This window comes from Moritella sp. 28, assembly GCF_018219435.1.
Lineage (GTDB): Bacteria > Pseudomonadota > Gammaproteobacteria > Enterobacterales > Moritellaceae > Moritella.
The window spans coordinates 867,098-880,271 of sequence record NZ_CP056121.1 but is presented as its reverse complement, the minus strand read 5'-3'; the positions used below and the strand labels follow the sequence as shown (position 1 = coordinate 880,271).

Annotated in this window: 14 protein-coding genes; 10 read left to right on the top strand and 4 right to left on the bottom strand. The window is 40.4% G+C overall.

What is annotated here, in order from left to right:
• Position 1 precedes the first annotated feature (1 nt).
• The 4 genes from folK (at position 2) to panD (ending at position 2,854) form a co-directional block, all read left to right on the top strand.
• The gene (gene folK, locus HWV02_RS04045) at positions 2–529 is read left to right on the top strand and encodes a 2-amino-4-hydroxy-6-hydroxymethyldihydropteridine diphosphokinase (protein ID WP_370629418.1); all 528 of its coding nucleotides are present in this window, start codon (positions 2–4) and stop codon (positions 527–529) included.
• Between the two features lie 18 nt (positions 530–547).
• Positions 548–1,342, top strand: coding sequence for a 3-methyl-2-oxobutanoate hydroxymethyltransferase (gene panB / locus HWV02_RS04040; RefSeq protein WP_211689765.1), 795 nt, complete (start codon positions 548–550; stop codon positions 1,340–1,342).
• A 104-nt stretch (positions 1,343–1,446) separates the two neighbouring features.
• On the top strand, positions 1,447–2,298 hold the full coding sequence (panC, locus tag HWV02_RS04035; protein ID WP_211689764.1) for a pantoate--beta-alanine ligase: 852 nt from the start codon (positions 1,447–1,449) through the stop codon (positions 2,296–2,298).
• Positions 2,299–2,473: 175 nt separating this feature from the next.
• Positions 2,474–2,854 (top strand): aspartate 1-decarboxylase, encoded by a 381-nt coding sequence (gene panD / locus HWV02_RS04030; protein WP_045111597.1) that lies wholly within the window; start codon positions 2,474–2,476, stop codon positions 2,852–2,854.
• 158 nt (positions 2,855–3,012) lie between these two features.
• Here panD and tkt read toward each other — a convergent pair whose 3' ends face one another.
• Complete coding sequence (tkt, locus tag HWV02_RS04025; RefSeq protein ID WP_045111598.1) at positions 3,013–5,001, bottom strand: transketolase; 1,989 nt, start codon at positions 4,999–5,001, stop codon at positions 3,013–3,015.
• Positions 5,002–5,464: 463 nt separating this feature from the next.
• On the opposite strand from tkt, the gene clcA reads away from it, so the two are divergent.
• A complete protein-coding gene (gene clcA, locus HWV02_RS04020; RefSeq protein ID WP_211689763.1) occupies positions 5,465–6,874 on the top strand; it encodes a H(+)/Cl(-) exchange transporter ClcA in 1,410 nt (469 codons plus the stop codon).
• A 76-nt stretch (positions 6,875–6,950) separates the two neighbouring features.
• On the opposite strand, the gene HWV02_RS04015 is transcribed toward clcA, so the two are convergent.
• Positions 6,951–7,553, bottom strand: coding sequence for a YfaZ family outer membrane protein (locus tag HWV02_RS04015; protein WP_249185436.1), 603 nt, complete (start codon positions 7,551–7,553; stop codon positions 6,951–6,953).
• Between the two features lie 250 nt (positions 7,554–7,803).
• Here HWV02_RS04015 and metK point away from each other — a divergent pair, with 250 nt between their 5' ends.
• The 4 genes from metK to HWV02_RS03995 all read left to right on the top strand — a co-directional run bounded on the left by metK (position 7,804) and on the right by HWV02_RS03995 (position 10,912).
• Positions 7,804–8,955, top strand: a complete 1,152-nt coding sequence (metK, locus tag HWV02_RS04010) for a methionine adenosyltransferase (RefSeq protein WP_211678560.1) — start codon at positions 7,804–7,806, stop codon at positions 8,953–8,955.
• 96 nt (positions 8,956–9,051) lie between these two features.
• Positions 9,052–9,585 carry a SprT family zinc-dependent metalloprotease gene (locus tag HWV02_RS04005; RefSeq protein WP_211678559.1) on the top strand — a complete coding sequence of 178 codons (534 nt, stop codon included), beginning with the start codon at positions 9,052–9,054 and terminating at the stop codon, positions 9,583–9,585.
• 125 nt (positions 9,586–9,710) lie between these two features.
• Positions 9,711–9,941 carry a hypothetical protein gene (locus tag HWV02_RS04000; protein ID WP_211689762.1) on the top strand — a complete coding sequence of 77 codons (231 nt, stop codon included), beginning with the start codon at positions 9,711–9,713 and terminating at the stop codon, positions 9,939–9,941.
• A gap of 212 nt (positions 9,942–10,153) precedes the next feature.
• Positions 10,154–10,912 carry an endonuclease I family protein gene (locus HWV02_RS03995; RefSeq protein ID WP_211689761.1) on the top strand — a complete coding sequence of 253 codons (759 nt, stop codon included), beginning with the start codon at positions 10,154–10,156 and terminating at the stop codon, positions 10,910–10,912.
• A gap of 6 nt (positions 10,913–10,918) precedes the next feature.
• Here the strand turns inward: HWV02_RS03995 and HWV02_RS03990 are convergent, their stop codons facing one another.
• A complete protein-coding gene (locus HWV02_RS03990) occupies positions 10,919–11,845 on the bottom strand; it encodes a LysR family transcriptional regulator (protein ID WP_211689760.1) in 927 nt (308 codons plus the stop codon).
• Positions 11,846–11,953: 108 nt separating this feature from the next.
• On the opposite strand from HWV02_RS03990, the gene HWV02_RS03985 reads away from it, so the two are divergent.
• A complete protein-coding gene (locus tag HWV02_RS03985; protein ID WP_211689759.1) occupies positions 11,954–12,562 on the top strand; it encodes a LysE family translocator in 609 nt (202 codons plus the stop codon).
• 64 nt (positions 12,563–12,626) lie between these two features.
• On the opposite strand, the gene HWV02_RS03980 is transcribed toward HWV02_RS03985, so the two are convergent.
• The gene (locus tag HWV02_RS03980; protein WP_211689758.1) at positions 12,627–13,052 is read right to left on the bottom strand and encodes a GNAT family N-acetyltransferase; all 426 of its coding nucleotides are present in this window, start codon (positions 13,050–13,052) and stop codon (positions 12,627–12,629) included.
• Positions 13,053–13,174 lie beyond the last annotated feature (122 nt).

The window sequence follows — 13,174 nt, the reverse complement described above, 5'->3', positions numbered from 1 at the left end:
TATGTCAACTCTAAAAAAACATGATATTAACAAGCAAGACTATACCCGCTGTTATATCGCGATCGGCAGTAATCTTTCCGATCCAGTAGCGCAAGCCAAAGAAGCGATAACAACGCTAGAAGCACTAACGGAAAGTCGTTTTATTTCGGTATCATCCCTGTATGCAAGTAAGCCAATGGGACCACAAGAACAACCTGATTATATTAATGCGGTTGCCTGTGTCGACACCCGTTTAGCGCCAATTGAATTACTTGATGCGCTACAGCAGATTGAAAATGAGCAAGGCCGTGTACGTAAAGAACATTGGGGAGCAAGAACCCTCGATTTAGATATCTTACTATACGGTGATTACATCATGAGTACACCCCGTTTAACCGTGCCGCATTACGGCATGAAAGAGCGTGAATTTGTACTCTACCCATTAGCAGAAATAGCACCACAATTACAATTACCTTGTGGTCAGGTATTGTCAGACTTACTTAAGGCCTGTCCGCGTAATGACTTAGCTATTTATCAAAACATAGAGTAATGTGAAGAAGGATTTATAATGAGTAAAGTTACCGTATCTAAACTGCTTAAAATGAAACAAGCAGGACAAAAGTTTGCCAGTATCACCGCTTATGATGCGAGTTTTTCTGCATTATTTGACGAAGCCGGAGTGCCAGTATTATTAGTTGGCGATTCGATGGGCATGGTACTGCAAGGCCACAATGATACGCTACCTGTTACTGTTACAGATATTGCTTATCATACCCGCTGTGTACGTGCAGGCGCGACCAACTCACTGGTTATCGCAGATATGCCATTTATGAGTTATGCCACCAAAGAACAGACCTTGACCAATGCGACAGCCCTCATGCAAGCGGGTGCAAACATGGTTAAAGTTGAAGGTGGTGAATGGTTAGTTGAGAGTGTTGCGGCACTGACAGAACGTGGAATCCCTGTGTGCGGTCATCTTGGCTTAACACCACAATCAGTCCACGTTTTTGGCGGTTTTAAAGTACAAGGCCGAGCACAAGATAAAGCGGATGAAATGGTCGAACATGCACTTTCATTACAAGCTGCAGGCATCCAACTATTAGTTGTAGAGTGTATCCCTGCACCGTTAGCAAAACGTATTTCTGAAGCCTTAACTATCCCTGTCATTGGTATTGGCGCGGGTCGCGATACAGATGGTCAAATCTTAGTAATGCATGATGCATTCGGTATTTCGAAAGGCTTTGTACCTAAATTTTCAAAGAACTTTTTAGCTGAAACAGGCGATATGCGTAACGCGATCATCGCTTATATCGACGAAGTTGCCGCACAGACTTTTCCTGCCGATGAGCACATGTTCTCATAATTCACATGAACTCTTAAATTGATAAAGGGGCTATAAGCAAATAGTTAAGATTTGCACGCCCCCTTTTTCAACATTCCCTACCAATTTTATTAGGTAATTAATATATGGATATTATTGCAAATATTGATGTTCTTAAAGAGCAGGTTATCGCTTGGCGTCGTCTTGGTCTATCCACCGCATTTGTGCCGACTATGGGTAACTTACATGATGGTCATTTAGCCCTTGTTAAAGAAGCGCAAAAATACGCAGACCGTGTTGTAGTCAGTATATTTGTTAATCCAATGCAGTTTAACCAAGCTGCCGATTTAGCCGCTTATCCTCGTACATTAGACCAAGATTGCCGCGCATTACAAAGTGTTGATACCGATTTAGTATTTACGCCGACACCTGAACTCATATACCCACACGGCTTAGCATCACAAACGTTCATTCAAGTACCAGGTATTTCTGAAGTACTTGAAGGCGCGCATCGTCCGGGTCATTTCAACGGTGTATCGACGATAGTGGCTAAACTATTTAATTTAGTACAACCTGATGTGGCTTTATTTGGTGAAAAAGATTTCCAACAATTAGCGTTAATTCGTCATATGGTCGACGATCTTGCAATGCCGATTCAAATTGTTGGCGTACCGACTGTACGTGAAGAGTCAGGCTTGGCGATGAGCTCTCGTAATGGTCTGTTAACTGCTGAAGAACGTATTGTTGCACCACTCTTAGCCGATGTAATGCAGACAATTGCAGATCAAGTTTCTGTTGATGAACAAGCAAACAAAGCATTAGTCACGCAAGCCACCGCACAGCTTAATGCAGCTGGTTTTAAGACCGACGCGATTGATATAGTTGATGCCGATACTTTAGCTAGTCTCACTACAAACAGTCAGCAAGCCGTTGTTTTAATGGCTGCATTCTTAGGAAAGGCACGTTTAATCGATAATAAAGTGATTAAATTACGCTAACGATTAGCGCAATTTTACCTAACAACTAGTACAATTGCGCTAATTAAACAAATACGCTACTATGGACGCCGGTACATATTTTGTACGGTATATATGTATACCTAAGTGACTCCAAGATGAACAATCGACACCTTGGGTATATTCATAAACTATTAATGGAATGGGTTTTAGAACAATGCAAACCACAATGCTAAAAGGTAAATTACACCAAGCGCGTGTAACACATGCAGAATTAAACTACGAAGGTTCATGCGCAATCGATCAAGATATGCTTGATGCGTCAGGGATCCTAGAGTATGAAGCAATCGATATCTATAACATTGATAATGGTGAGCGCTTTTCGACTTACGCTATCGCTGGTGAACGCGGTTCGAAAATCATTTCAGTGAACGGCGCAGCAGCACGTAAAGCAGCTGTCGGTGATCGCATCATTATCTGTGCATACGTACGTATGGACAATGAAGAAGCGAAACAACACAAACCTTCGCTTGTTTATCTTGATCAAGTTAATGACATCGTTCGTACAAGTAGCGATATTCCAGTACAGGTTGCCTAGTTCGCAAACCGATACGGAATAGTGAAAAACCAGCGTCATGCTGGTTTTTTTGTGTCTATAATTTAGTCCCAATCACAACAAATAAAAAAGAGCACCTAAGCGCTCTTTTTTCGTTACTCTAATTAAAAGTAGTGTGCCAGCTGCACACGGTATTTAAATTAAAGTGCTTCTGCAGCTGCAACTACGTTTGCAACAGTAAAACCGAACATTTCAAACAGTTGCTCAGCAGGTGCTGATTCACCGAATGTAGTCATACCGATAATAGTACCGTTAAAACCAGTGTATTTGTGCCAGAAGTCAGCGATACCCGCTTCAACAGCAACACGTTTAACAACGTCAGACGGTAGAACAGATTCACGGTATGCAGCATCTTGCTTATCAAATACGTCTGTAGCAGGCATAGATACAACACGTACCTTACGACCTTTTGCAGTAAGTTCTGCAGCCGCTTTAGTACAAAGTTCAACTTCAGAACCTGTAGAGATAAGAATAAGTTCTGGTTTACCATCACAATCTACTAGCGTGTAACCACCTTTAGCAACGTTAGCTAACTGTGCATCAGTACGCGGCATAGGTGTTAGACCTTGGCGACTGAAGATTAATGCTGTAGGACCATCTTTACGTTCAATTGCGTGTTTCCAAGCAACTGCTGATTCAACAGAATCACATGGACGCCATGCGCTCATATTAGGCGTCATACGTAAGCTTGCAACTTGTTCTACTGGTTGGTGAGTTGGACCATCTTCACCTAAGCCAATTGAATCATGTGTGTAAACTTGGATGTTTTGCACTTTCATCAATGCAGCCATACGCATTGCATTACGCGCATATTCCATGAACATTAAGAATGTAGCACCGTAAGCCGTGAAGCCACCGTGTAAAGACATACCATTAATGATTGCCGTCATACCGAACTCACGTACACCGTAATGCAGGTAGTTACCTGACGCATCATCTGCAGTGATTGCTTTAGTACCTGACCACATCGTTAAGTTAGATGGCGCTAAATCAGCAGAACCACCAAGTAACTCAGGTAACATTGCGCCGAATTCTTCAATACAGTTTTGTGATGCTTTACGTGTTGCTACTTTTGCAGAATCAGCTTGTAGCTGTTTGATGTAGTCAGACGTTTTAGCTTCCCAATCAGCTGGTAACTCGCCAGAAGTACGACGTGCGTATTCTGCAGCTAGTTCAGGGTATGCAGCTTCATATGCAGCAAATTTTTCATTCCATTCAGCTTCAGCTTGTGCGCCAGCTTCATTAGCATCCCATTCAGAATAGATATCTGCAGGAATTTCGAATGCAGGGTGTTTCCAACCTAATTTTTCACGTGTAGCAATAATTTCTGCGTCACCTAGAGGAGCACCATGACAGTCATGCGTACCTTCTTTGTTTGGTGAACCGAAACCGATCACTGTTTTACAACAGATAAGGCTTGGACGTGATGTTTCAGCTTTAGATGCTTCGATTGCCGCTTGGATTTCATCACTGTTATGACCATCAACAGAAATAACATGCCAGCCATAAGCTTCAAAACGTTTCACTGTATCGTCAGTGAACCAGCCATCAACTTCACCGTCAATTGAAATACCATTGTCATCCCAGAACGCAACTAGTTTACCTAGCCCTAATGTGCCAGCAAGTGAACATGCTTCATGTGAGATACCTTCCATTAGACAGCCATCGCCTAAGAAAGAATAAGTGAAGTGATCAACAATTTCATGTTCTGGTTTGTTGAACTGCGCTGCTAATGTTTTTTCAGCAATTGCCATACCAACAGCGTTAGTAATACCTTGGCCTAGTGGACCAGTTGTCGTCTCAATGCCAGGCGCGTAACCGTATTCTGGGTGACCAGGTGTTTTTGAATGTAATTGACGGAAGTTTTTCAATTCTTCAATTGGTAATGCATAGCCTGTTAGGTGTAGCAGTGAGTAAATAAGCATTGAGCCATGACCGTTTGAAAGAATAAATCGATCACGGTCAACCCAGTTTGGATTTGCTGGGTTGTGGTTAAGGTTCTTACGCCATAATACTTCGGCAATATCTGCCATGCCCATTGGTGCGCCTGGATGGCCTGAATTTGCTTGTTGAACTGCGTCCATACTTAGGGCACGAATCGCGTTCGCTAGCTCTTGACGAGATGGCATAGTTTGCTCCTGCTGAGATTAATTTAAAATACTTTTAAGCTGTTATATTGTCATAAAATTATCTTATGTATAACAAGTTTTTTTAGTTTATTTAGATTTATCGAATTTTAGGTTCAGGTCGGGGTATTAACGTTCTAGACAAACCCCAGTCACCTTCGAATGAAAGCATGTTAACACTCAAATGAATTTTACACTGTAGTTTTATTCACAAGAATGTGAGCCTTGTACATAAATAATAATTTTTAATCGGAATTATTTTTATGATACCTAACTAAAAAGAAATACTATCGGAGCTGTTTATTCGTTATACTGTTTCTGCATTCATTCTCCACAACGAACTTAGCATAAAACGATCAGACAATGATCATAAATAACGCAACTTATGCCGTTATGTATTGCTAATGGTTATTACTCGACACGAGCTTATTTGCACTCTTTTCACAGTATCAGACGGCACATGAGAATGGCAAAATCACCTAATTTAAAATTTTTTAAAACTGCACTGCGTAAACACCGTACAAGCCCAAAATTACTTTCTGCCAAACACGACTACATTGTGCTACCTATTATATCTGCACTTGTAGGCGGGATGACAGGCTTAATCATTGCATTATTTGAAGCAGCAGTACTATGGACTGACGCCCAGCGATTACAAATATTTAATCCTTTAGCATTGCCACCAAGCCTCAATATATTGTTAATCATGATACTCAGTGGCGCCATGGTTGGTTTTTCATTTTGGCTCACATTACGCTTCGCCCCCGAAGCATCAGGCAGTGGTATTACCCATATCGAAGGTGCGCTTGATGGTATGTATGGCATTCGCTGGCGTCGCTTATTGCCGGTTAAATTTATCGCAGGTACATTAGCTATTGGCTCAGGTATGATTTTTGGTCGTGCAGGTCCATCGATTCAAATCGGTGGCACGATTGGGCGTATGTTTGCAGATACAGCAAAGCGTTATACCAACGCTACTCATATCCTTGTTGCTGCAGGTGCCGCGGCTGGACTAGCAGCCGCATTTAATGCACCACTTGCCGGAATTTTATTTGTTATCGAAGAAATGCGTCCACACTTTCGCTACAATATGACATCGATAAAATGTGTGACTCTCGCAGCAGCTGTTGCCACTATTGTCATGCGTGCTTTTCATGGTCAAGAAGCCGTTATGCCTGTCATGCATTTTGATGTGCCACCGCTTACATCACTTTGGCTATTTCTTTTATTAGGATCCATTTTTGGTGTTATTGGCGTGTACTTCAACCGTTGGATTATAAACAGTACAAAATTATTAAAACGTAAACAGAATAATAAAATGCACCGTATTATTCTTACCGGTGTATTCTTTGGTAGCCTGTTCGCCCTATTACAATCATTCGAACCTGACATGGCTGGTAACGGCAGAGATTTAATGGTTAGGATGATTCAAGAACCAAGTACTTGGGCTATTTTAGTCGGCTTATTTGTTATCCGCCTATTCGGTACTATCGCTTGTTTTGCTTCGGGCGCACCTGGTGGTGTATTTACCCCGATGTTAACGCTAGGCACTTTATTTGGTCTTGCTTATGGCGTTATTGCAGCCGAGCTATTTCCCAGCTTCGTAGCAGAACCAACGGTATACGCAATAGCTGGGATGGGCGCATTATTTGCCGCGACAGTGAGAGCGCCAGTGACAGGTATTGTATTAGTGGTTGAAATGACGGATAGCTATGAATTGATTCTGCCTTTACTCATCACTTGTCTTGGCGCTACGCTTGTCGCACAAGCTCTTGGTGGTAAGCCTCTTTATGCCGAATTATTAAAACTATCGTTACCTAAAGAACCCACTGTAGAAGATAACGAGATAACAACAACACGCCCTACTACAACTTAATGCCATATTTTAGCTAGAAACAAAAAAGCACCCTACTAGGTGCTTTTTTCGTGATATTTACAAAGCCTCTAACGGCTTAGAATATCCATTTCAAACCAAATAGAAAGTCACTTGTTAGACGTTCTTCCGGCATATTTTTATACTCAACCGTTGTATGATTATACTCAGCAAAGAGACTTGCTGTTGGCATTAACTCGTAGTTAGCACGAAAGACCCACTGCGTGTAATTTTCAGTGTCACCAAATGCAAGGATTTCAGGGCTGAAATGGAATTTAGCTTCTACACTAAACTCTTGAGTTAAACGTAAGCCACCTAAACCGCCAAATGCTAATGCATAACCATCACCATTATCGTTATCCATTCTTACGGCTTTCGCGCCAAGTTCAAAGAATGTTGAACCAACATCTTGAAATGCATAAAGGCCCGTATCTGCGGTATAACCATTGTCGATAGTCTGTAGGAAGTCACCTTTTAGCTTTAGCGCTTCTTTCATTTCAAGATCATAGCCCAAAATAATATTATCGTTATTGAAGGCAAGTGAGATGTTTGATGCTGAACTGCTAAAGCTAGCCAGTAACCCGGCAGTGATAACTAATGATTTTTTCAATGACACTTTATTATTCCCAATGGCAAGAGTGGTAGTTACATTTAATGATAGTGATCGAATAATTTCTCTCATTGAAAAAATCCCGTCACTTCATACTTTTAATACTTTCGTCCTATGCTACTTCATATTGACTATTTATTACATATATATACAAAAATTCTCTTTAAATAGTACTTTTAAACATATTTGCAAAATTAATATGATCCAAGGACTATCTTAATACAGGCAAACTAGTTTAGAATAGCCGTCTAGATGTTAAAACTTCTACACATATGAACGTACATTACGTCGGTTGTGTTTAAATTAAGAGAGAATTAAAACTATGGCTAAACACTTGTTTACCTCTGAGTCAGTATCAGAAGGTCACCCTGATAAAATTGCAGACCAAATCTCCGATGCTGTACTTGATGCAATCATCGCTCAAGACCCAAAAGCACGCGTAGCCTGCGAGACTTATGTTAAAACAGGTATGGTTATGGTTGGTGGTGAAGTAACGACTGACGCTTGGGTTGATATCGAAGAAATCACCCGTAAAACAGTACGTGAAATCGGTTACATCAACTCAGAAATGGGTTTTGACGCCGACTCTTGTGCCGTATTAAACACAATTGGTAAACAATCTCCAGACATCAACCAAGGTGTTGACCGTGATGATCCACTAGAGCAAGGCGCTGGTGACCAAGGTTTAATGTTTGGTTATGCAAACAATGAAACTGAAGAATTAATGCCAGCTCCGATTACGTATTCACACAAGCTGGTTAAACGCCAAGCTGAAGTACGTAAAAGTGGTACGCTTCCTTGGTTACGCCCAGATGCAAAAAGCCAAATCACATTTGCTTATGATGATGGCAAAATTGTTGGTATCGATGCAGTTGTGCTTTCAACTCAACACTCTGAAGATATCAAACAAGCAGATTTAGTAGAAGCTGTGATGGAAACAATCATCAAGCCAGTACTACCCGAGCAATGGTTAACTAAAGAAACTAAATTCTTCATTAACCCAACTGGTCGTTTCGTTATCGGTGGTCCAGTAGGTGACTGTGGTTTAACAGGCCGTAAAATCATCGTTGATACATACGGCGGTATGGCGCGTCACGGTGGTGGTGCATTCTCTGGTAAAGATCCATCAAAAGTTGACCGTAGTGCAGCATACGCAGCACGTTATGTAGCTAAAAATATCGTAGCAGCAGGTCTTGCTGACCGTTGTGAAATACAAGTTTCTTACGCGATCGGTGTTGCAGAACCAACGTCAATCTCTGTTGAAACATTCGGTACAGGTAAAGTAAGCGAAGAACTACTTGTTAAACTTGTTCGTGAACATTTCGAATTACGTCCACACGGTTTAATCGAAATGTTAGATCTTAAGCGCCCTATTTATCAAAATACAGCTGCTTATGGTCACTTCGGTCGTAGAGAATTCTCTTGGGAAGCAACAGACAAAGCTGAAATCCTACGTGATGCAGCAGGTCTTTAGTCAACATTAGTTTTTAGCTAACGGTTGATTATAAAGAGGCGCTTTTGGTAACATAACCAGAGCGCCTTTTTTATAAATGATTTTGTAGATAATACTATGCTTAATGATTTACTCCTGCAACAAAATGTCAGCTCACATACCGTAGAACAATTAGTTTTAGATAAAATAGAAACCTGCTATCAACAAGCTGAGTTAAAGTTAAATAAAACATTCCCCCGACCAAGCATTAATTTCAAACAACGTGGTAAAGCAGCAGGTAGCGCTCGATTACAAATTAATGAATTACGTTTTAACTCTATCTTGTTACAAGAAAACCAACAGCATTTCATCGCACACACAGTGCCACATGAAGTTGCACACCTATTGGTTTATCAAATTTATGGGCGCACTAAACCCCACGGTAAAGAATGGCAACAAATCATGAATCAAATATTTGATCTCGCAGCCAAAACTACGCACCAATATGATGTTTCAACTGTGAAAGGCAAAACTTTTACCTATGCTTGTCACTGTACAGAACACTTATTAACAATTCGTCGCCATAATAAGATAGTCCGTGATAGCGTCAAATATATTTGTCGTTCTTGCAAACAAAGTTTAATCATAAAACATTTAATAACAATGGATTAACTTAAAACTGTAGATGTGACAACTTGTTTGATAATTATCTAAAAAATTAACGTATATAGGTGTATTTATCTAAATTCATCAGATAAAATAACTCAATACATACCATTGTGATAGGGAACTAGGTTATGACTCAAACGTTAGATACTGCAAGATCTACCGATTATGAAATGGAAAAACTGATAGCTGCAGTTTTAAAGCGTAACAAAAATCAAGCGGAACAAATCGCCCGAACTCTTGATCTGAGTGCTTTATCTATCTCTCAACGTATTTTCATGGCAAAGTCCGGTGTGTTAAAAGAAAAAATGCTTACGGATTCAGATATCGCAGTACGTTACGCCGCTTCTCGCGCAGAATAACCACTTAGATGCCTAGAGAGCAGTTGCTATCTTCTGCTCTTTTTTATATCTAAACCCCCTCTCTAGTTCAACAGTCAAACTTCTTTATATTACACTCACCTCTAACAATATTATTCATAGTCAACACTCCGTTAATTAAGATTATTTTACTATTCTATCGTCTATTCTAAGTTGTGCTACAATGCTGAATTATTACATTGGAGCAGTCTGTAATGTTAAAACAATTCGGTACTATAGTTATATCAACCACCTTATTATTCCCTTCTTTTTCTAATGCTTCGAACGATGGAAATCAAACAAATCAATCCTTTAGTAAAGCCAAAAAAATGCTTGAACGGCAGGTATATACCGATGTACCTAGACTGACGATCTATTGCCAGGCTGATTTCAATAGCAAAAAGAAGATCACCGACCATAATGGTTTTACATCACAAAAACATGTGAAACGCCAGGCAAAAATTGAATGGGAACACGTCGTCCCAGCGGAGAACTTTGGCCGTAATTTCAGTGAATGGCTAGAAGGTAATAGTGCGTGTGTGAATAGTAAAGGTAAGAGCTTTAAGGGTCGTCGCTGCGCCGAAAAAGTAAATATAGCTTACCGTTATATGCAGGCGGATATGTACAACTTGTATCCCGCGATTGGCGCTGTTAATGCACTACGCAGTAATTACAATTTTGCTTCACAAGTAACAACGGAAAAGAATCAATTCGGCAGCTGCCCAATCAAAATAAAAAATAAAACGGTACAGCCGCCTGATTATGCCAAAGGCCAGATTGCCCGCGCTTACTTATATATGGAAGCCGCTTATCCAGTCTACAACATAGGTAGACAAAAACGTGAACTGCAAGCATGGGATAAGCAATACCCTGTTACAGCCACTGAATGTCAACGTACGCAACTTATTGAGAGCTTGCAAGGTAATGAAAATCGCGTTGTTAAATCAGCCTGTTTAGAACGTGGTATTTGGTAACCTGATTTATTGATTTGGCACACAGGCAGCAAGATTCAGTTGTAACCAATCAATGAAGTTTCGCTGTAAAACATCAGACTGGCCATCTTTCCCTAACAGAGTATTGCCTTGTTCTAATAAAGTGTCACCTTGGCTTAATAACATATAGTAATGACCTGAACGTTTAAAGCCAAACGGCGCGACTAAATTACCACGTTGCAAATCATCCATGACTAAGGGGTATGAGCCTATTGCCGCCCCTAAGTTATCAACCACCGCTTGTAAACAGAAATAGAAATGTGCGAATGTTTGTTCGCTTTTCACCTTCAGACTTTGTACTTTAAGAGATGATACAGCGCTACCTTGTAACCAATTATCCCAAGCCTGCGGCCGAGTCTGGCTATGTAATAATTTAATCTTACCAGCGTCATTCTGTACCTGTTGCCAATATTCAGGAGAAAAGACAGGGCCAACCCACTCTTCAACTAAGGGGGTCTGTTGGTAGTCATGCAATAGTGGAAAGTCATCTCGTCGTATCGCCAACGACAAACCATTACTGCCGAGTATCACAGGACCACCAGCTGTTGATAATCGTACATCGGCATCGACATTCTCTTGATAAAAATCACTCAAACGAGGCATTAACCAACGCATTGTTAATGTTGGCTCACACGATACCTCTAAGTGTGTATGCGTAACTTGAGTAACATGCTGAACACCCGCTTCCAAGGCATTAAATGCTTGCTCTGTATATCCAGATAATAGTTTACCAGCAGGCGTTAATTTCACATTTCGCCCTTCACGATAAAACAGATTTATCGCTAAGTGCGTTTCTAATGTTTTAATCTGCTTACTCACCGCACCATGGGTAATACACAGCTTGTTAGCAGCTTTACTATAACTTTCGAGCGCTGCTGCCACATGAAAAACATGGAATGCTTTTAAATGCCTCATTGGTGATTTTTTCTCACATATAAATTGAAATCTATTCGATTATAGCGAAGCTGTAATTCAGCTACAATGAACACCTATCAATAATTATGAATCATAAATGGAATCGTTATGGAAATATTTAGCCTGGCTATATTAGGCATATTAATCGTTATCAGTCCGGGGGCTGACTTTGTTTTAGTGTTAAAAACCAGTATTAATGATGGGCGTAAAGCCGGTATTTTTACCGCGCTAGGTCTTAGCCTCGCAATCTGCGTGCACATCAGTTATTCAATGTTTGGTATTAGCTATTTAATCTCACAGAATGAATTTCTATATAACATGATCCGCTACGCAGGTGCAGGTTATTTAATCTACCTTGGTATCAAAGGTATTTACTCGGCAAACAGTCCATTAAATACCACTTCGGCAGAACAACGTAAAAATAAAAATTGGCAATATCTAGCTCAAGGCTTTCTGTGTAATGTCTTAAACCCTAAAACAATGTTGTTTTTCTTAAGTGTGTTTAGCCAAGTCATCTCACCAGACTCAAATGACAATACCTACGCCTTCATCTACGGTTTTTATATGATTGCCCTACATGGAATATGGTTTGCCATCGTCGCGATATTATTTACTTCAGCGGCATTACAGACACGATTATTACGTGTTAGAAAACGATTGAATCAAGTATGTGGGATTGGGCTTGTGAGTTTTGGCGCATTACTCGCACTGAAGTAATCGCAAATAAATAATATTAGCCTCGACTACAGGACTGAGGCTATTTTATTCAGAGCTAACAATTTTATTCATACAAATACGGCGTATGCAGTTCCATGTAAACCTCTGGCGCAGCTAGCGCTGTAAAACCAAATTTTTGATATAAACCATGGGCGTCACTGGTGGCTAACACCATGCGTCTGAGTCCCTGTAAATCAGGGTGTTCTAATATAGTCGCCATGAGTAATTTACTTAATCCTTTACCTTGATGCGACTCGAGTACAAACACGTCAGATAAATAGGCAAAGGTTGCTTTATCTGTGATCATCCGCGCAAACCCCACTTGTTCACCACTTTGGGTAAACACACCAAAGCATAATGAGTTTTCTAGCGAACGCTGCAACGTGGCCATCGGAATTCCTTTCGCCCAATATGACTCTGAAATAAATCCGTGTATGACATCTACATCCATATCTGCAAAATTAGCACTTATTTTATAATCTTCATCCATGGTTCTTACTCCCCTTCACTGTATCAATAAATAACTGCTCGCATACTTAAATCATATTTCATCAGTGTTATCCACTTGATAATAATGAATTTAACATCATTAACTCTCTATTTTTTAATATA

What these genes read in the sequence shown, in the direction of transcription:
- panD (WP_045111597.1), top strand. Translation starts at nt 2,474, where the DNA reads ATGCAAACCACAATGCTAAAAGGTAAATTACACCAAGCGCGTGTAACA.
- panB (WP_211689765.1), top strand. Translation starts at nt 548, where the DNA reads ATGAGTAAAGTTACCGTATCTAAACTGCTTAAAATGAAACAAGCAGGA.
- tkt (WP_045111598.1), bottom strand. Translation starts at nt 5,001, where the DNA reads ATGCCATCTCGTCAAGAGCTAGCGAACGCGATTCGTGCCCTAAGTATG.
- clcA (WP_211689763.1), top strand. Translation starts at nt 5,465, where the DNA reads ATGGCAAAATCACCTAATTTAAAATTTTTTAAAACTGCACTGCGTAAA.
- HWV02_RS03985 (WP_211689759.1), top strand. Translation starts at nt 11,954, where the DNA reads ATGGAAATATTTAGCCTGGCTATATTAGGCATATTAATCGTTATCAGT.
- metK (WP_211678560.1), top strand. Translation starts at nt 7,804, where the DNA reads ATGGCTAAACACTTGTTTACCTCTGAGTCAGTATCAGAAGGTCACCCT.
- folK (WP_370629418.1), top strand. Translation starts at nt 2, where the DNA reads ATGTCAACTCTAAAAAAACATGATATTAACAAGCAAGACTATACCCGC.
- HWV02_RS04000 (WP_211689762.1), top strand. Translation starts at nt 9,711, where the DNA reads ATGACTCAAACGTTAGATACTGCAAGATCTACCGATTATGAAATGGAA.
- panC (WP_211689764.1), top strand. Translation starts at nt 1,447, where the DNA reads ATGGATATTATTGCAAATATTGATGTTCTTAAAGAGCAGGTTATCGCT.
- HWV02_RS04015 (WP_249185436.1), bottom strand. Translation starts at nt 7,553, where the DNA reads ATGAGAGAAATTATTCGATCACTATCATTAAATGTAACTACCACTCTT.
- HWV02_RS03980 (WP_211689758.1), bottom strand. Translation starts at nt 13,052, where the DNA reads ATGGATGAAGATTATAAAATAAGTGCTAATTTTGCAGATATGGATGTA.
- HWV02_RS04005 (WP_211678559.1), top strand. Translation starts at nt 9,052, where the DNA reads ATGCTTAATGATTTACTCCTGCAACAAAATGTCAGCTCACATACCGTA.
- HWV02_RS03995 (WP_211689761.1), top strand. Translation starts at nt 10,154, where the DNA reads ATGTTAAAACAATTCGGTACTATAGTTATATCAACCACCTTATTATTC.
- HWV02_RS03990 (WP_211689760.1), bottom strand. Translation starts at nt 11,845, where the DNA reads ATGAGGCATTTAAAAGCATTCCATGTTTTTCATGTGGCAGCAGCGCTC.